Below are 17936 nucleotides of genomic sequence, written 5' to 3'. Positions count from 1 at the left end.
CGAGGCGCTTTACGTGCAGAAACAACAAAGGCAGCCACGGGCTGCCTTTGTTCATACTGTCTACGATTAGCGACGAATGGCGATCGCTTCGATCTCAATTTTTACGTCTTTCGGCAGACGCGCCACTTCCACGCAGGAGCGCGCCGGGAAGGTGGCGTTGTGCTCGGTGAAGAAGGCTTCATAGGTGGCGTTAACGGTGGCGAAATCGTTGAGGTCTTTGACGAAAACGGTGGTTTTAACGATATCGCCCACTTTCAGGCCCGCGGCTTCGACGATAGCTTTCACGTTCTCCAGAGACTGACGCGCCTGAGCGGCGACATCTTCCGGCACGCTACCGGTTTTCGGGTCTACCGGGATCTGGCCGGAAGTGATGATCATGTTACCCAGATCAACGCCCTGAACGTACGGGCCGATGGCTGCTGGCGCATTTTCCGTCGCGATAGTTTTAGACATGAGTTCTCCTGAAATATGTGAATGTAATCTGACTGGCGTGGGTCATTATAAAGAGTGCTGGCTGCTTTATCATTAAGCAGGCCGCATTTTGCGAAGGAGAAAAGCGGATAACGCAGCGCGCTATCCGCATAAGGCGTGAGCCTGAAGGATGAAGTTAGTGGGTGACTTCCGTCCATGCCATGGTCCAGTCAGAACCTGTACCCGGTTCGAACTGAGTGGCGTACTGGCTCCACTGCACGCAGTAGCCGCTGTAGGGGAACGGGCGACATTGGTACACTTTGCCGTTTTTAGGCTGCATGACTTTCGTTCCCGCCTTATAGCTTTTCAGGTTATCCGGGAAGGTATAGTCGTAGTTCCCCGCAGGCGCAGGCGTCGGATCCGGCTGAACCGTACTCTCTTCCAGCATCAGGTCAATGACCCCCTGGCTGAGGGTGGCGCCCTGCGCATTGCTGGCTGAGTAGCGCAGCATATGATGACCTGCCTGAACGTTGGTCAGCGGAATAGATACCGTCAGGGAGCGATTATCTATCGTCTGCTGAATGCTCCCTTTCTGCGTGCCCGCATGGTCGTTGACGGTGGCGGTGAGATGCATTTTGCCGCTGGCCGTGGCGTTGAACGTCACCGTCGCTTTCCCGTTGGCGATTTTGGTTGCGTTAACGTTGGCGACGCTCAGGGATTCTTCCACGATATCGTCTGACTGCGACTCGGCGTAGGTCAGCGTAACGCTTTGAACGGTGCTGTCTTTTGGCACATACACCTGGTTAACGCCGTGGAGGGGGGTAATGTTGCCATCACTCCCTTTTACCCCGGCGCGCAGCTTGCCCTGGTGCGCGGTATTAATAGCTTCAGCCAGATCGTAAGACCACTGGCTGCTTTTTCCTTGCGCTTCGCTGGCGATGGTCAATTCCGTTTGTAGCGAATGAACTTCACCGCTCGCGTTAAAGAAATGGGCAATGACTTTATCTCCCGCATGGAGATCTTTCCCGCTAAGCTGGCCGGCGAGCTGCGTTGTCCAGAGGGATTCATTCTCCGTTTCATCGCTGGCGCCGCCGAAATCAACGTCAATGGCCTGATAAAAACTATTTGCCGTATCGGCAATTTCCCAGACGGCATAAATAACCTGATAGCCGGTGCGATCGGGTACATTACAGGAGTGCGTGACCTGTACAGCCGGCGTCGCGCCATTTCCGTCGATTTGACAAAATGGCTTAGTTTCAAAATCGCTGCGCGTCAGCGGCTTATTTTGATCCCAGTTCTGTTTGGTAATGTAATAACGCCAGTTAGTCGTTCTATGCGGCGCAGAATGGTGCCAGACGAAATTATTTTTACCGCTCTTTATCGTGGTTTTCGCCCAGCGAGTCGGGCTCTGGCTATCCAGCTGCGAGAAGTTGCTTTTACCCGCGCTGGCCAGTTTACCATCAGGCGGCATTGCCCCTTCAGGAAAACCGCTCGCTTGCTCGACGCTTTGCGGTTCCCACTGCACCGAACCGCAGTCGGTGTTTTTCCCTAAATGACATTGGTACGCCCGACTTGGCGGCGATTCCACATAGCCGTGCGCCAATGCTGAGGAGGTAAATAATAATGTTGCTGTATATAACGATATTTTTTTCACTTTCATAATTCATCCTGTGAACATTGATTAAATAATGGAAAACGCACTGGAGTGTATGAAGGGAAAAATTCAGGTTCAATAGCAGTGATATTTAATGATTAATCTCATTGTTTGTTGTTTTTAATTATGAGACGTGTTGATGAGAAATTGATGAATGTTGATTATCTGACCCGAGGTCAGTGAGTTGACGGCCGTGCGGATGATTTAAATTATCGTTCAGGAGCAGTCCCGTTTATCGGGCTGCTCCTGATAAAACCTGGCGAATTTAATTTGCCAGCACGACATGATGTGAAAATTCTTTTTCACAATATTTGCACTTCAGCGCGATATCGTTTTCGCGTTTCTTCACCGCAAAGCTGGAGGACACCGGCTCGGCGTGGCTAATACAGTTGCTGTTCGGGCATACCAGCACGTTGTTAATACGGTCCGGCAGATTCGGTCGGGATTTACCGACGACTTCATACTCATCAATGCGGTTTACCGTGGCCTGCGGCGCGTACAGGGAGAGCTGGTTGACCTGCTCGTCGGTCAGGAAGGTGTTCTCAATTTTGATCAAATCTTTGCGGCCCATTTCGCCTGACGGCAGGTTCAGGCCGATGGTGATGCGCTGATCCGTTTCGGTCAGTTTGAACAGGGTCAGCAGCTTAAAGCCGACCTGCGCCGGGATATGGTCGATAACGGTGCCACGTTTGATGGCTTCTACCTGTAATTTATTGTCGTGTGTCATCTCTTTTCCCCTTACAGTGCCAGATCGCTATTCAGTACCAGCGCCAGTAACGCCTGGCGCGCGAAGATGCCGTTGCCCGCCTGCTGGAAGTACCAGGCGTGCGGCGTTTTATCGACATCGGTGGTGATTTCATCAATGCGCGGCAGCGGATGCAGCACCTTCATGTTCGCGCGCGCGCCTTCCAGGTCGGCGGCGCGCAGGACGAACTGCGCCTTCACGTTGGCATATTCCGACGGGTCGAGGCGCTCTTTCTGCACGCGGGTCATATACAGAATGTCCACCTCTTCCATCACCTCTTCAATGGCGCTATGCAGGCTCCAGGCAATGCCTTTTTCGTCGAGCATGTCGAGGATGTACTGCGGCATGGCCAGCGCGTCCGGGGCGATAAAGTAGAAGCGGTTGCCGTTAAATTTCGCCAGCGCCTGGGTCAGGGAGTGAACGGTGCGGCCATATTTCAGGTCACCCACCATCGCCACGTTAAGATTTTCCAGACGGCCCTGGGTCTCCTGAATGGTGAACAGATCCAGCAGGGTCTGCGTCGGATGCTGGTTCGCGCCGTCGCCGGCGTTGAGTACCGGAATACCGCCGGAGAACTCGGTCGCCAGACGCGCCGCGCCCTCCTGCGGGTGGCGCATGACGATGGCATCGACATAGGTGCTGATGACCGAGATGGTATCGGCCAGGGTTTCGCCTTTTTTGCCCAGCGAGGTGTTGCTGCTGTCTGAGAAACCGACCACGCTGGCGCCCAGGCGGTGCATGGAGGTCTCAAACGACAGGCGGGTGCGGGTCGACGCTTCAAAAAAGCAGCTGGCGATCACTTTATGCTTGAGCAGCTCCGGCTGCGGATTGGCTTTGAGTTTTGCTGCGGTTGCCAGTACCAGTTCAAGGTCTTCGCGGCTGAGATCGTTTATGGAAATGATATGTTTTTGATATAGCGGGTTAGCCATGTTTATCTCCTGACGCCTGGGCAAAAAAAAAGCCCCTTAAATAAGGGGCTTTACGAATACGGATGCAACGGAAAGAAAAAACGGCAGGCCAGCGTCTGTTTTCAGACGCGGTAAGACGCGATGTCGTACACACTGAACCATAATTCCTCCCGGCAAAACGGGTGGCATTATACGCAGCTCATATTTCGGATCAAGCGATTAATCCACAAACAGGTAAACGTTTGCCTGGGGAATCATGCGTTAACGCAAAAAACCCGCAAAAAGAAGTGGTATGGCAGTCGGATGGGGGGTATAAACGCGAAATGAAAAGCTGTTTTATATTTGAGGGCTATTATGATCGTTGGAAATATTCACCATCTGCAAAGCGGGTTGCCGGCGTCTCTGCGTGAGGCGATCGAACATGTTAAAGCGCATGTCACCGACGCGACGCCGCTGGGTAAACATGATATTGACGGCAACAACCTGTTCTATCTCATTTCCGAAGATACCACCGAGCCGATGGCCGACCGCCGCGCCGAGTATCACGCCCGCTACCTGGACATCCAGATTGTACTGAAAGGCCAGGAAGGAATGACCTTTAGCGTTCTCCCTGCCGGCGCGCCGGATATCGACTGGCTGGCGGAGAAAGACATCGCTTTCCTGGCGGAGGGGGCGCAGGAAAAAACCGTCATCCTCAGCGAAGGCGACTTTGTGGTGTTCTATCCCGGTGAAGTGCATAAGCCGCTGTGCGCCGTGGGCACGCCGGCGAAGGTGCGCAAAGCGGTAGTGAAGATGCTGATGGCGTAAAAAATACCCCGGGCTGCGGCTGGCGCCTTGCCCGGGCTACAGATCCGTGCGGTTTGGGGGCGAGTAGCCCGGATAAGCGCAGCGCAATCCGGGGAAATATCGCGGGAACGCTTACTTACCCAGCGTCGCCACCATCACCGCTTTGATGGTATGCATGCGGTTTTCCGCCTGGTCGAAAACGATGCTCGCCGCGGATTCAAATACCTCGTCGGTCACTTCCATACCGCCATGCAGGCCGTACTCCGCCGCCATCTGTTTGCCGAGCGTGGTCTGGTCGTCGTGGAACGCGGGCAGGCAGTGGAGGAATTTCACCTGCGGATTGCCGGTCAGCGCCATCATCTCGCTATTTACCTGATACCCGCGCAGCAGCGCGATACGCTCCGCCCACTTCTCTTTGGCTTCGCCCATCGATACCCAGACGTCGGTATAGATAAAGTCCGCGCCCTTCACGCCCGCCGCAATATCTTCGGTCAGCGTAATATTGCCGCCGTTTTTCTGCGCCAGCGCCCGGCACTGCTCGACCAGCTTCTCTTCCGGCCAGCAGGCGGTTGGCGCGACCAGACGCAGATCCAGCCCGGTCAACGCGGCGGCTTCGAGCATAGAGTTGCCCATATTATTCCGCGCATCGCCGGCGTAGACCAGGGTCATCTGATTAAAGGCTTTGCCCGGCAGATGCTCCTGCATGGTCAGTAAGTCCGCCAGCAGCTGGGTGGGGTGGAATTCGTTGGTCAGGCCGTTCCATACCGGAACGCCGGCATACTCGGCCAGGGTTTCAACCACTTCCTGGCCGTGGCCGCGATATTGAATACCGTCGTACATGCGCCCCAGCACGCGGGCGGTGTCTTTAATCGACTCTTTATGGCCAATCTGGCTGCCGCTGGGGCCGAGCCAGGTGACGCGAGCGCCCTGGTCAAATGCGGCAACTTCGAAAGAGCATCGGGTGCGGGTAGAGTCTTTTTCGAAGATGAGCGCGATGTTTTTGCCGGTGAGATGCTGAATTTCGATATTGTTTTTCTTATCAGCTTTAAGCCTGGCCGCCAGCTCAAGCAGAGCGGTGATTTCGGCGGGGGTAAAATCGAGCAACTTTAAAAAATGCTTCTGATAAAACGCGGACATGGTTCCCTCACATGGCTCAAGCCATTTGTTGAATTAAAATTCACTTTATATGTATGAATATTCATTTGCAACCCCGTGTCATAAATCTTTCGCTCAGAAGGTGGAGGCAATCACGGCGGTATGTGACAATAGAAGCATCCGCGACACATTATGAGGAACGAGCCATGGCAAACCCGGAATTACTGGAAGAACAGCGTGAAGAAACGCGCCTGATTATTGAAGAGCTGCTCGAAGACGGCAGCGATCCTGACGCGCTGTACACCATTGAGCATCATCTCTCTGCCGATGATTTCGAAACGCTGGAGAAAGTGGCGGTCGAGGCCTTCAAGCTGGGCTACGAAGTGACTGAGCCGGAAGAGCTGGAAGTCGAAGAGGGCGATACCGTGATTTGCTGCGATATTCTCAGCGAATCCGCGCTGAATGCCGAGCTGATTGACGCCCAGGTTGAGCAGCTGATGACCCTGGCGGAAAAATACGACGTTGAATACGACGGCTGGGGCACCTACTACGAAGATCCGAACGGGGAAGACGAAGAAGGTGACGACGACGAAGATCTGGTTGATGAAGACGATGACGGCGTTCGCCACTAAGTAGCAGAGGTATACGGCGGTGCGGTATGCCGCCGTATAGCAAGGAATTTTAATGGATTACCCGCAAATACTCGCCCCGATTTTAAGCTTTCTGCATTGCCCAACTCCTCAGGCGTGGATTGATGAAGCCCGTAAACCGGAAAACCTCCCGCTGCTGTTGACCGACCATATGGTGTGCGAGCTGAAAGCGGCGCAAAACGCTATGCTGCTGGTGCGTCGATACGTCGCGGATAAAGCGGACGCGGATGAGCTGCTGGCCTGCCTGAAGCCGTATGAGGACTTCACCTACCGCTGGGGGCCGGAGCCGGATTTCGTCGCGCTGCATAAGCAGATAAATAAAAGCGCCATGCCGCAGACCGACGATCCCTGGGGACGTCAGCTACTCGACAGCATGATTCTGCTGATCAAAGAGGAGCTGCATCACTTCTGGCAGGTGAGGGAAATCATGCTTTCCCGCGAAATCCCGTACGTCAAAATCACCGCCAGCAACTATGCCCGCGGGCTGCGCCGGGAAGTGCGTTCTCACGAACCGGTCATGCTGATCGATAAACTCATCTGCGGAGCCTATATTGAAGCCCGCTCCTGCGAGCGTTTTGCCGCGCTGGCGCCATGGCTGGATGACGATCTGCAGAAGTTTTATCTGTCGCTGCTGCGTTCCGAAGCGCGCCACTATCAGGACTATCTGGACCTGGCGCAGAGAATCGCCCAGGACGATATCAGCGAACGCGTGCGCCAGCTTGGCGAAGCGGAAGCGGCGCTTATTAACGCGCCTGAAGCGGAGTTTCGTTTTCACAGCGGCGTGCCCGCCTGAACGTCAGGCCGCCGCTTCACCGCAGCGGCCTGACGATCCATTACAGATTGGCGTTTTTGTCTTTCTCTGCCGTCGCGGCGGCTTTGGGCGCGCCGAGGGTCGCTTTAAACCAGTTCACCACCCGTTCAATAACCGGCTTCTGATACCAGCTGTCATCGCCGTGCTCCGCGCCCGCCAGCAACACGTAATCAGCCGGGTTGCCCTCCTTTTTCAGCGCGCGATAGAGCTGTTGACTTTGTACCGGTGAAACCAGGGTGTCGGCGCTGCCGTGCATAATTAAAAACGGCGGCTTTTTACCGCTGATATGGCCCATCGGGCTGGCCGCCAGGGCTTTTTGCGGATCGCTGTCAATCGTCGCTCCCGGCCAGTCGCGAAAGGCGCTACCGTGTACCAGCAGCGCTTCAGTGACCGCCGGCGACTGGTGCACCTTTTGAATCGCCTGCGGAAAACCTTCGCCGATATTCAACAGGTTCGAAATACCGTACAGCGTGGCGGCGGCCTGCACGTCCGAGGATTGCGCCAGGTTATCGCCACGATCGAACGTTTTGTCACCGTTGGTGAGCGCCAGCATCTGCGCCATATAGCCGCCTGCGGAATCCCCCAGCACGCCAATACGCGACGGGTCTATACCGTATTCCGCGGCATGTTCGCGCAGATAGCGAACGGCGGCTTTACCATCGATAACCGGGGCCGGAAAGGTGTCGGGAACCGTACGGTATTCCGCCGCCGCGACGACGAATCCCGCCGCCGCCAGCGCCATACGCATCTCGATAAACTTATTCCAGGCCGCGCTGGTGAAACCGCCGCCGGGGAAATAGATGATTGCCGGTTTCAGATCGCCGTTACGCGGTACCAGTAAAGACATATGCAGCTGACGAACGGCGACGGTGCTTTTTACCTGGCTATAAACGATATCGTTGAGCGCATCGATACGGCCCCGGGTTTTTTCCACGCGAATGACCTGAGCGCCTTCGGTATTGCCAGCAAGTTCGCCGGCGTTAACGCAGGAAGCCATACCGGCAAGCAGCAGGCCGCCGGTGAGCAGGAGGGGGAGTTTTTTCATGATGTTCTATCCTGAGCAAAGCCTGCCGCGGCGGCAGGCGAAAAGATCCAATGCTCGAAGAGTGTATTAGCGAAAACGGGCGGTGAATAACGCTCTTTTTGCATGAAAACCATGCATTTTTTCGATTAATCAACGTCGCCGTTTTGCGGGCGCTACAGCACTTTCAACATCCTGACTTCGCAGTCAACGTGGCCGGTGCAGCCCAGCGGCTCAGCAATATGCTCGAAGCCGAGGTGCTCATATAAACCGACCGCTTCTTTCAGGAAGGCGGTGGTTTCCAGATAGCAGCGTTTGAATCCCTGCTCGCGGGCGTAATCAAGGGCCATCAGCGCCAGCTTTTTCGCCAGCCCCTGGCCGCGCGCGGAGGTCATAAAATACATTTTTTGTAGTTCGCAGATATCGGGCTCGCTGCAGGAGAGCGGTGCCACGCCGCCGCCGCCCACCACTTCACCATTCTGCTCAACGACCCAATAGGCGGAACCCGGCTGGCTATAAAGCTCATATAGTTCATCCAGATTCGGATCGGCTACCGTATAGCCTTTGTCGGCGGTCAGACCATATTCAGCGGAGACCTGGCGGATAACAGCGGCAATCGCCGGATTATCATTAGCCGTGATGCGGCGCAGGGTTAGCGGTAGGGTTGCGCTCGTATTCATGTGAAGACTCATTGCAAAATAATGACGGATAATGTTGTTAATAACACTGCGGGAGGGGAGAGTGCAAGCGAGGATCTTTCACAGAAAACGCCCCTTATCCGAATGGATAAGGGGCGAGTGAATTACAGCGCGGCGATAATCGCCTGCTGCTCAATCAGCTTCGCTTTTGCTTCCGCGTAACCTTCCAGCTTCTCACGCTCTTTGGCGATCACCGCTTCCGGCGCGCGCGCCACAAAGCCTTCGTTGGAGAGTTTGCTTTCGATGCGGCCAATCTCGCCTTCGATTTTGGTCACCTCTTTAGCGAGGCGCGCCAGCTCATCTTCTTTATTGATAAGGCCAGCCATCGGGATCAGCAGCTCGGCGCCGTCGATAATTTTGGTCACGGAAACCGGACCTTTATCATCGGCAGGCAGCACGGTGATGCTTTCCAGACGCGCCAGGTTCAGCAGGAAGCTGCGGTTGTCGTTCACGCGACGAATTGCGGCTTCGCTGCAGCCGCGCAGCAGCAGCTCCAGCGGCTTACCTGGGGCGATGTTCATTTCCGCACGGATGTTACGCACGGCGACGATCGCCTGCTTCAGCCATTCGGTATCGGCCAGCGCCGCTTCGTCAACCTGAGACGCATCGTACTGCGGGAACGGCTGCAGCATGATGGTATCGGCAGTGATACCGCAAATGACCTTCACGCGCTGCCAGATGGTCTCGGTGATGAACGGAATAATTGGGTGCGCCAGGCGCAGCAGACCTTCCAGAACGGTCACCAGCGTGTGACGGGTTCCGCGCAGCTCAGACTCGGAACCGCCGTTCATTACCGGCTTGGTTAGCTCCAGATACCAGTCGCAGAACTGGTTCCAGGTGAACTCGTACAGAATGCCTGCGGCAATATCGAAGCGGAAGCCGTCCAGCGCCTCGCGGTAGGCTTTGATGGTCTGGTTGAATTCCGCCAGGATCCAGCGGTCCGCCAGCGACAGGGTCATTTCGCCGCCGTTAAAGCCGCAATCCTGATCTTCGGTATTCATCAGCACAAAGCGGCTGGCGTTCCACAGCTTGTTGCAGAAGTTACGGTAACCTTCCAGACGCTTCATATCCCAGTTGATATCGCGGCCGGTAGAGGCCAGCGCCGCCAGGGTAAAGCGCAGGGCGTCGGTACCGTGCGGCTCAATGCCGTTCGGGAACTGCTTCTCGGTGCGTTTGGCGATTTTTTCCGCCAGCTGCGGCTGCATCATGTTACCGGTGCGTTTTTCCAGCAGCTCCGGCAGGGAAATGCCGTCGACCATATCCAGCGGGTCGATAACGTTGCCCTTCGATTTGGACATCTTCTGGCCTTCGTCATCGCGGATCAAACCGGTCATATAGACGGTTTTAAACGGCACCTGCGGCTTGCCGTTTTCATCTTTGATGAAGTGCATGGTCATCATGATCATGCGGGCAATCCAGAAGAAGATGATGTCGAAGCCGGAAACCATCACGCTGGTCGGGTGGAACTGACGCAGGGCATCGGTGTTTTCCGGCCAGCCGAGGGTGGAGAAGGTCCACAGCGCGGAGGAGAACCAGGTATCGAGAACGTCTTCGTCCTGGCGCAGCGCCACGTCGGCGCCCAGGTTATTTTCCTGACGCACTTCGTCTTCGGTGCGGCCAACGTAGACGTTGCCGTCGTTGTCGTACCATGCCGGGATGCGGTGACCCCACCACAGCTGGCGGGAGATACACCAGTCCTGAATATCGCGCATCCAGGAGAAGTACATGTTTTCGTACTGCTTCGGCACGAACTGGATGTCGCCGTTCTCCACCGCTTCAACCGCCGGTTTAGCCAGCACGTCGGCGCGGACGTACCACTGGTCGGTCAGCATCGGCTCAATTACCACGCCGCCGCGGTCGCCGTACGGGACGGTCAGATCGTGCGGTTTTATCTCGTCCAGCAGGCCCAGGGCGTCGATAGCGGCAACCACCGCTTTACGCGCGGCAAAGCGCTCCAGCTTCTGGAACTCCGCCGGGATGGCGTTTGAGTAGACATCGGACTCGTTGCCTTTGGTGTCGTAAACTTCCGCGGTTTCGCGGATGTCGCCGTCAAAGGTCAGGATGTTGATCATCGGCAGCGCATGACGCTTGCCCACTTCATAGTCGTTAAAGTCGTGCGCCGGGGTGATCTTCACGCAGCCGGTGCCCTTTTCCATATCGGCGTGTTCATCGCCCACAATCGGAATGCGGCGGTCAACCAGCGGCAGGATCACGAATTTGCCGATAAGGTCTTTATAGCGCGGATCTTCCGGGTTAACGGCCACGCCGGTATCGCCCAGCACCGTCTCCGGACGGGTGGTGGCGACGACCAGATAATCTTTACCGTCAGCGGTTTTCGCGCCGTCGGCCAGCGGATAGCGGATATGCCACATCGAGCCTTTAGACTCGCGGTTTTCCACTTCCAGATCGGAGATGGCGGTGCGCAGTTTCGGGTCCCAGTTGACCAGGCGCTTACCGCGGTAGATCAGATCTTCTTTGTACAGGCGGACAAAGACTTCTTTTACGGCGTTGGACAGGCCTTCGTCCATGGTGAAGCGCTCGCGCTCCCAGTCCACGGAGTTGCCCAGGCGGCGCATCTGACGGGTAATGGTGCCGCCGGATTCCGCTTTCCACTGCCAGATTTTATCGATAAAGGCGTCGCGACCGTAGTCGTGGCGGGTTTTACCTTCTTCGGCGGCAATCTTACGCTCAACCACCATCTGGGTAGCGATACCCGCGTGGTCGGTACCGGCCTGCCACAGGGTGTTTTTACCCTGCATGCGCTGGTAGCGAATCATGGTATCCATGATGGTTTGCTGGAAGGCATGACCCATATGCAAACTGCCGGTGACGTTCGGCGGCGGGATCATGATGCAGAAACTTTCCTGGCTTTCGTCGCCATTGGGTTTGAAATAGCCCTGCTTTTCCCAGTGCTCGTAAAGCGGCTGTTCGATATCTTGGGGGTTGTATGTCTTTTCCATTATTTCCAGGTTGCCGTGTTCAGGTTGAAACCAGCCATGCGGTACGCTTTATAGCGTTCGCGCGCCAGTTGTTTCAAAGAATCTTCATAAGGGACGAAGTCTATCACTTCTGTGAAAGCGGTAGCAAAATCTGCAAAGTTTAGCCGCAGGCTAATCAGAATATCCCGCGGGCTGCTGTTGCGCTTTTGCGGCCAGGCAATCTCCACCGGCGCGCCGCCGCGCGGACCTTCTCCCGCCAGATTATGCGGAACGAAACTTTCCGCGGGTCGAGCCCAGAGCGCTTCGTCCAGACGAATGGCCTGCTGCTCATCTTCACAGGCGATGAGTACCCGCTTGCCGCTGCGCCAACGTTCTGCGGCAATGTCACACACCAGTTGTTCAACGGCGCTCAGGCCGTCTTGTTGCGTATCATTGTCCAGAAGATAGAACGTTGCGTTTTTCATATATGGGGCTTCTTGTGGTGACTTTAAATGCTTAAGCCGGGCGGCGCTACGCTGACCCGGCCTATAAACGGCATCTTTTCGTTGGCCCGGCAAGCGTAACGCCACCGGGCATCAGACGGCAATTACTCTTCGCCGGTAAATCCGGCGCGGTTGAGCAGGAACTGCGACAGCATCGCCACCGGACGACCGGTCGCGCCTTTGGCTTTCCCGGAACGCCACGCGGTACCGGCGATATCCAGGTGCGCCCAGTTGTACTTGCGGGTAAAGCGCGCCAGGAAGCAGCCCGCGGTAATCGCCCCGCCGGGACGGCCGCCGATATTGGCCATATCCGCAAAGTTAGACTCCAGCTGCTCCTGGAACTCGTCGCCAAGCGGCAGACGCCATGCGCGATCGCCCGCCAGTTCGGACGCGCCGATCAGCTCGTGGGCCAGCGGGTTGTGGTTCGACATCAGACCGGTGATGTGGTGGCCCAGCGCAATCACGCAGGCGCCGGTCAGCGTGGCCACGTCGATAACGGTTTCCGGCTCGAAGCGCTCAACGTAGGTCAGCACATCGCACAGCACCAGACGCCCTTCGGCATCGGTGTTCAGCACTTCCACCGTTTGCCCGGACATCGTGGTCAACACGTCGCCTGGACGATAGGCGCGGCCGCCCGGCATGTTTTCACATCCGGCCAGCACGCCGACAACGTTCAGCGGTAGCTGAAGTTCGGCAACCATACGCATCACGCCGTACACCGCCGCCGCGCCGCACATGTCGTATTTCATCTCGTCCATGCCTTCGGAAGGCTTGATGGAGATGCCGCCGGAGTCAAAGGTCAGACCTTTACCCACCAGCACGATAGGGCGCGCGTCTTCCGCCGGGTTGCCTTTATATTCAATAACCGACATCAGCGATTCATTTTGCGAACCGTTGCCGACCGCCAGATAGGAGTTCATTCCCAGCTCTTTCATCTGCTGTTCGCCGATAACGCGGGTAATGACGTTCTTACTGTAGGTATCGGCCAGCTGGCGCGCCTGAGAGGCCAGATAGGCGGCATTACAGATATTTGGCGGCATATTGCCGAGATCTTTCGCCGCTTTGATGCCGGCAGCAATCGCCAGACCGTGCTGAATAGCGCGTTCGCCGCTGGTCAGCTCGCGACGGGTTGGGACGTTGAAGACCATTTTACGCAGCGGGCGACGCGGCTCGCTTTTGTTGGTTTTCAACTGGTCAAAGCTGTACAGCGTCTCTTTGGCGGTCTCGACCGCCTGACGCACTTTCCAGTAGTTATTGCGGCCTTTGACGTGCAGCTCGGTCAGGAAGCAGACGGCTTCCATTGAGCCGGTATCATTCAGCGTATTGATTGTTTTCTGAATGACCTGCTTGTACTGACGTTCATCCAGCTCGCGCTCTTTGCCGCAACCAATAAGCAGAATGCGCTCTGACAGAATGTTCGGCACATGGTGCAGCAATAAAGTCTGGCCAGGTTTGCCTTCCAGCTCGCCGCGACGCAGCAGGGCGCTGATATAACCGTCGCTAATTTTATCAAGCTGTTCGGCGATGGGGGAGAGGCGACGTGGTTCAAAGACGCCGACCACGATACAGGCGCTCCGCTGCTTCTCCGGGCTACCGCTTTTTACACTGAACTCCATGCACTATGCTCCTGAATCTTAAAGACAACAGTGGTGGCTACAGATATACTCGTCGTCTTTCAAGTTGCAGATGCGTTGGCTGCGCCTGCTCACCCCTGTCACTTACCTGATGTAAGCTCCGGGGCTTCACAGTCTTGCCGCCTGCCTGCAACTCGAAATCCATAGAGTATAGAAATTGAAAGCTTTCGTAACTCATGTCCGCTGTTGTGGTGACTTCGTGTTAATCTTAACGTTATTACGGCCTTGGTTCGTCAGAAAAGATCCTGATACGCAGAACCAGCGAGTCATTTAATCTTAGCGATGTTTTCGACGACCAAAGAGAATAAATGACGTTTAAGCCATGAAACAAGCAATTTTCCTGCAATAAAACGGGTTTTTACGGGCGTATTTATAGTGATAATCATAAGATATCTGGTTCGTGAGACGCTGAAAAGCCAGTTGGCGATCCTATTCATCCTGCTGCTCATTTTCTTTTGTCAGAAACTGGTCAGGATCCTCGGCGCCGCTGTTGATGGCGATATCCCGACAAATCTGGTGCTCTCGCTGTTAGGGCTGGGCGTACCTGAAATGGCGCAGCTTATTCTGCCCCTGAGTTTATTCCTCGGGCTGCTGATGACGCTGGGCAAACTGTATACCGAAAGCGAAATTACGGTGATGCACGCCTGCGGCCTGAGTAAAGCCGTGCTGGTGAAAGCCGCCATGATCCTGGCGCTCTTTACGGGCGTCGTCGCGGCGGTCAACGTGATGTGGGCCGGCCCCTGGTCTTCTCGTCACCAGGATGAAGTGCTGGCGGAAGCGAAAGCGAACCCCGGCATGGCGGCGCTGGCTCAGGGCCAGTTCCAGCAGGCCAGCGACGGCAGCGCGGTGCTGTTTATTGAGAACGTCAACGGCAACCGCTTCAGCGACGTTTTCCTTGCTCAGCTGCGGCCGCGAGGCAACGCGCGCCCGTCGGTGGTGGTCGCGGATACCGGCGAGCTCTCGCTGCGTAAAGACGGCTCGCAGGTGGTGACCATGAATCAGGGCACCCGCTTTGAAGGCACCGCGATGCTGCGCGACTTCCGCATTACCGACTTCAAAAACTATCAGGCGATAGTCGGCCATCAGGCGGTGGCCTCCGACCCGAACGATACCGAGCAGATGGATATGCGCACCCTGTGGCATACCGATACCGATCGCGCCCGGGCGGAGCTGCACTGGCGCTTCACGCTGGTGGCAACGGTGTTCATCATGGCCCTGATGGTGGTGCCGCTCAGCGTGGTGAACCCGCGCCAGGGCCGCGTGCTGTCGATGCTGCCGGCGATGCTGCTCTATCTGGTGTTCTTCCTGCTGCAAACGTCGATTAAATCGAGCGGCGGTAAAGGCAAAATGGATCCGATGGTCTGGATGTGGGCGGTAAACCTGCTCTATTTCGCGTTGGCCGTGCTGTTGAACCTGTGGGATACGGTGCCGATGCGCCGCTTCCGTGCCCGTTTTAACAAAGGAGCGGCGTGATGCAGGCGTTTGGGGTACTTGACCGTTATATCGGTAAGACGATTTTCAATACCATCATGATGACCCTGTTCATGCTGGTTTCCCTCTCGGGCATCATCAAGTTTGTCGACCAGCTGAAAAAGGCCGGGCAGGGTAACTATGATGCGCTGGGGGCCGGAATCTACACGATTCTCAGCGTGCCGAAAGATATCCAAATCTTCTTCCCGATGGCGGCGCTGCTCGGCGCGCTGCTGGGGCTGGGGATGCTGGCGCAGCGCAGCGAACTGGTGGTGATGCAGGCTTCCGGCTTTACCCGTTTGCAGGTGGCGCTGTCGGTGATGAAAACCGCGATTCCGCTGGTGCTGCTGACCATGGCGATGGGCGAGTGGGTTGCCCCGCAGGGCGAGCAGATGGCGCGTAACTATCGTGCTCAGCAGATGTACGGCGGTTCGCTGCTTTCCACTCAGCAGGGGCTATGGGCGAAAGACGGCCATAACTTTGTGTATATCGAGCGGGTAAAAGGCAACGATGAGCTGGGCGGGGTGAGCATTTACGCCTTTAACGACCAGCGCCGCTTACAGTCCGTTCGCTATGCCGCTTCGGCAAAGTTCGACACTGAGAATAAGCTCTGGCGACTGTCGCAGGTGGATGAATCCAACCTGACTGACCCGAAACAGGTCACCGGAACGCAGACGGTCAGCGGGACCTGGAAGACCAACCTGACGCCGGACAAGCTCGGCGTGGTGGCGCTGGACCCGGACGCGCTGTCCATCAGCGGCCTGCACAACTATGTTACCTATCTGAAGTCCAGCGGTCAGGATCCGGGCCGCTATCAGCTCAATATGTGGAGCAAAATCTTCCAGCCGCTGTCGGTGGCGGTGATGATGCTGATGGCGCTGTCGTTTATCTTCGGCCCGCTGCGTAGCGTACCGATGGGCGTCAGAGTGGTGACCGGGATCAGCTTCGGCTTTATCTTCTACGTGCTGGACCAGATTTTCGGCCCGCTCACCCTGGTGTACGGCATTCCGCCGATTATCGGCGCGCTGTTGCCGAGCGCCAGCTTCTTCTTGCTGAGCCTCTGGCTGATGATGCGTAAAACCTGACGTCACGCGCCCCCTTCCTGAATTCAGAAAGGGGGCTTTTTTTAGCGTTTCCGCCCGCCAAGTAAGCTTCCCAGCATTCCCCTGACTATCTGGTTGGTGACCTGACGCACCGCGCTCCTGGCCGCCGTTTGCACAATGCCGTCGCGTTTGCCGCCGCGCGGCCCGGTGGTGCCGAACAGAATGTCTTTGAGCCCGCCGAGCAGACCGTCGTCATCGCCGTTTTGCTGGCCTTTTGCGGGCGGTGATTGCTGCTGCTCCGTTGTGCTCTGAACGCCCTGTTGCAGCATTTCAAAGGCCGATTCACGGTCGATCTCTTCTTCATATTTTCCGTACAGCGCCGAGTGGTTAAGCAGCCCGTTACGTTCGTCATCGGTGACCGGCCCCATACGCGAGCAGGGTGCGATAACCATCGCGCGTTCCACTATCGAAGGGCTGCCTTTCTCATCAAGAAAGGAGATCAGCGCCTCGCCGGTGCCCAGCTCCTGGATCGCCTGTTCGGTACTGAACGCGGGATTCGCGCGCATGGTCTGCGCGGCGGTTTTTACCGCTTTTTGGTCTTTCGGCGTGAAGGCGCGCAGGGCGTGCTGCACGCGATTACCCAACTGACCGAGAACCGCATCGGGAATGTCCGCCGGGTTTTGTGAAACAAAATAGACCCCGACGGCTTTAGAACGAATCAGGCGGATGACCTGCTCGATTTTATCCAGCAGCACCTGCGGCGCATCGTTAAACAGCAGATGCGCTTCATCAAAGAAAAAGACCAGCTTTGGCTTCTCCTGGTCACCGGCCTCCGGCAGGCGTTCGTAAAGCTCGGAGAGCATCCACAGCAGGCTGGCGGCGTACAGCTTCGGCATCTGGTAAAGCTTTTCGGCGCTCAGGATATTAATCACCCCTTTACCCTCAGCGTCGACGCGCATCCAGTCCTGGATATCGAGCATAGGTTCGCCGAAAAAGTGCTCCGCGCCCTGCTGCTCCAGGGTTAATAATCCGCGCTGAATCGCCCCAACGGAGGCGCTGCTGATGTTGCCGTACTGGTTCTGAAACGCTTTGGCGTTGTCGCCAATGTATTGGGTTATGGCGCGCAGGTCTTTAAAGTCGAGCAGCAGCAGCCCGCGATCGTCGGCGATACGGAAGATGATATTCAGCACCCCGGACTGAACCTCATTGAGGTTGAGCAGGCGAGCCAGCAGCAGCGGCCCGAGATCGGAAACCGTGGCGCGAACCGGGTGGCCTTTTTCGCCAAAAATATCCCATAGCACCACCGGATTGGCGTGCGGCTGCCAGTCCGTTGCGCCGATTTTTTCCAGACGCGCCTGCAGCTTTTCCGAACTTTGTCCCGACTCGGCGATACCGGTGAGGTCGCCTTTCACATCGGCCATAAATACCGGAACGCCGATTTCCGAGAAAGACTCCGCCAGCTTTTGCAGAGTGACGGTTTTACCGGTCCCCGTGGCGCCGGTAATCAAGCCGTGGCGGTTGGCCATAGCGGGCAGTAAATGCAGCTGTTTATCCAGCGTGCGTGCAATCAGCAGAGGTGAGCTCATGAG

The 17936-nt window shown here is 56.4% G+C and carries 18 protein-coding genes; 5 read left to right on the top strand and 13 right to left on the bottom strand.

Annotated features, from left to right (window positions below):
• Positions 1–66: 66 nt before the first annotated feature.
• The 5 genes from ridA to JLG71_RS24840 all read right to left on the bottom strand — a co-directional run bounded on the left by ridA (position 67) and on the right by JLG71_RS24840 (position 3880).
• Complete coding sequence (ridA, locus tag JLG71_RS24865; RefSeq protein WP_009652347.1) at positions 67–453, bottom strand: 2-iminobutanoate/2-iminopropanoate deaminase; 387 nt, start codon at positions 451–453, stop codon at positions 67–69.
• A gap of 154 nt (positions 454–607) precedes the next feature.
• A complete protein-coding gene (gene gbpA / locus JLG71_RS24860) occupies positions 608–2071 on the bottom strand; it encodes an N-acetylglucosamine-binding protein GbpA (RefSeq protein WP_048261967.1) in 1464 nt (487 codons plus the stop codon).
• Between the two features lie 259 nt (positions 2072–2330).
• Positions 2331–2792, bottom strand: a complete 462-nt coding sequence (gene pyrI, locus JLG71_RS24855) for an aspartate carbamoyltransferase regulatory subunit (protein ID WP_004098115.1) — start codon at positions 2790–2792, stop codon at positions 2331–2333.
• A gap of 11 nt (positions 2793–2803) precedes the next feature.
• Entirely contained in the window at positions 2804–3739 is a 936-nt protein-coding gene (pyrB, locus tag JLG71_RS24850; protein WP_014227670.1) for an aspartate carbamoyltransferase, read from the bottom strand.
• A 36-nt stretch (positions 3740–3775) separates the two neighbouring features.
• Positions 3776–3880 (bottom strand): pyrBI operon leader peptide, encoded by a 105-nt coding sequence (locus tag JLG71_RS24840; RefSeq protein WP_072351778.1) that lies wholly within the window; start codon positions 3878–3880, stop codon positions 3776–3778.
• Positions 3881–4072: 192 nt separating this feature from the next.
• Here JLG71_RS24840 and JLG71_RS24835 point away from each other — a divergent pair, with 192 nt between their 5' ends.
• Positions 4073–4525 (top strand): YhcH/YjgK/YiaL family protein, encoded by a 453-nt coding sequence (locus tag JLG71_RS24835; protein WP_014227671.1) that lies wholly within the window; start codon positions 4073–4075, stop codon positions 4523–4525.
• A gap of 111 nt (positions 4526–4636) precedes the next feature.
• Here JLG71_RS24835 and argF read toward each other — a convergent pair whose 3' ends face one another.
• Positions 4637–5641, bottom strand: coding sequence for an ornithine carbamoyltransferase (gene argF / locus JLG71_RS24830; protein WP_014227672.1), 1005 nt, complete (start codon positions 5639–5641; stop codon positions 4637–4639).
• Positions 5611–5706 carry a putative translational regulatory protein ArgL gene (gene argL, locus JLG71_RS28655; RefSeq protein ID WP_370798676.1) on the bottom strand — a complete coding sequence of 32 codons (96 nt, stop codon included), beginning with the start codon at positions 5704–5706 and terminating at the stop codon, positions 5611–5613. The genes argF and argL overlap by 31 nt, the downstream gene beginning before the upstream one ends.
• Positions 5707–5805: 99 nt before the next feature.
• Between argL and rraB the strand changes: the two genes are divergently transcribed.
• Both rraB and miaE read left to right on the top strand, forming a co-directional pair.
• The gene (gene rraB, locus JLG71_RS24825) at positions 5806–6231 is read left to right on the top strand and encodes a ribonuclease E inhibitor RraB (RefSeq protein WP_004098122.1); all 426 of its coding nucleotides are present in this window, start codon (positions 5806–5808) and stop codon (positions 6229–6231) included.
• A 52-nt stretch (positions 6232–6283) separates the two neighbouring features.
• On the top strand, positions 6284–7042 hold the full coding sequence (gene miaE / locus JLG71_RS24820) for a tRNA isopentenyl-2-thiomethyl-A-37 hydroxylase MiaE (protein WP_014227673.1): 759 nt from the start codon (positions 6284–6286) through the stop codon (positions 7040–7042).
• Positions 7043–7082: 40 nt separating this feature from the next.
• Here miaE and JLG71_RS24815 read toward each other — a convergent pair whose 3' ends face one another.
• The 5 genes from JLG71_RS24815 to pepA all read right to left on the bottom strand — a co-directional run bounded on the left by JLG71_RS24815 (position 7083) and on the right by pepA (position 13816).
• Positions 7083–8105 carry an alpha/beta hydrolase gene (locus tag JLG71_RS24815; RefSeq protein ID WP_025107460.1) on the bottom strand — a complete coding sequence of 341 codons (1023 nt, stop codon included), beginning with the start codon at positions 8103–8105 and terminating at the stop codon, positions 7083–7085.
• A gap of 152 nt (positions 8106–8257) precedes the next feature.
• The gene (locus tag JLG71_RS24810; RefSeq protein WP_004098126.1) at positions 8258–8761 is read right to left on the bottom strand and encodes a GNAT family N-acetyltransferase; all 504 of its coding nucleotides are present in this window, start codon (positions 8759–8761) and stop codon (positions 8258–8260) included.
• A 122-nt stretch (positions 8762–8883) separates the two neighbouring features.
• Positions 8884–11739 (bottom strand): valine--tRNA ligase, encoded by a 2856-nt coding sequence (locus JLG71_RS24805; RefSeq protein ID WP_004098127.1) that lies wholly within the window; start codon positions 11737–11739, stop codon positions 8884–8886.
• Positions 11739–12182 (bottom strand): DNA polymerase III subunit chi, encoded by a 444-nt coding sequence (gene holC / locus JLG71_RS24800; RefSeq protein ID WP_004098129.1) that lies wholly within the window; start codon positions 12180–12182, stop codon positions 11739–11741. Before holC ends, JLG71_RS24805 begins: the two co-directional genes overlap by 1 nt.
• Positions 12183–12304: 122 nt before the next feature.
• Entirely contained in the window at positions 12305–13816 is a 1512-nt protein-coding gene (gene pepA / locus JLG71_RS24795) for a leucyl aminopeptidase (protein WP_004098131.1), read from the bottom strand.
• Positions 13817–14209: 393 nt separating this feature from the next.
• Here pepA and lptF point away from each other — a divergent pair, with 393 nt between their 5' ends.
• Together lptF and lptG are read left to right on the top strand one after the other, a co-directional pair.
• Positions 14210–15307, top strand: coding sequence for an LPS export ABC transporter permease LptF (gene lptF / locus JLG71_RS24790; RefSeq protein ID WP_004098132.1), 1098 nt, complete (start codon positions 14210–14212; stop codon positions 15305–15307).
• Positions 15307–16389, top strand: a complete 1083-nt coding sequence (gene lptG, locus JLG71_RS24785) for an LPS export ABC transporter permease LptG (protein WP_014227676.1) — start codon at positions 15307–15309, stop codon at positions 16387–16389. The genes lptF and lptG overlap by 1 nt, the downstream gene beginning before the upstream one ends.
• A gap of 41 nt (positions 16390–16430) precedes the next feature.
• On the opposite strand, the gene JLG71_RS24780 is transcribed toward lptG, so the two are convergent.
• On the bottom strand, positions 16431–17933 hold the full coding sequence (locus JLG71_RS24780) for a helicase HerA-like C-terminal domain-containing protein (RefSeq protein ID WP_014227677.1): 1503 nt from the start codon (positions 17931–17933) through the stop codon (positions 16431–16433).
• Positions 17934–17936 lie beyond the last annotated feature (3 nt).

Source organism: Klebsiella michiganensis (assembly GCF_015139575.1).
Lineage (GTDB): Bacteria > Pseudomonadota > Gammaproteobacteria > Enterobacterales > Enterobacteriaceae > Klebsiella > Klebsiella michiganensis.
The sequence above is the reverse complement of the archived record's forward strand: the minus strand, read 5'-3'. Positions and strand labels throughout refer to the sequence as shown.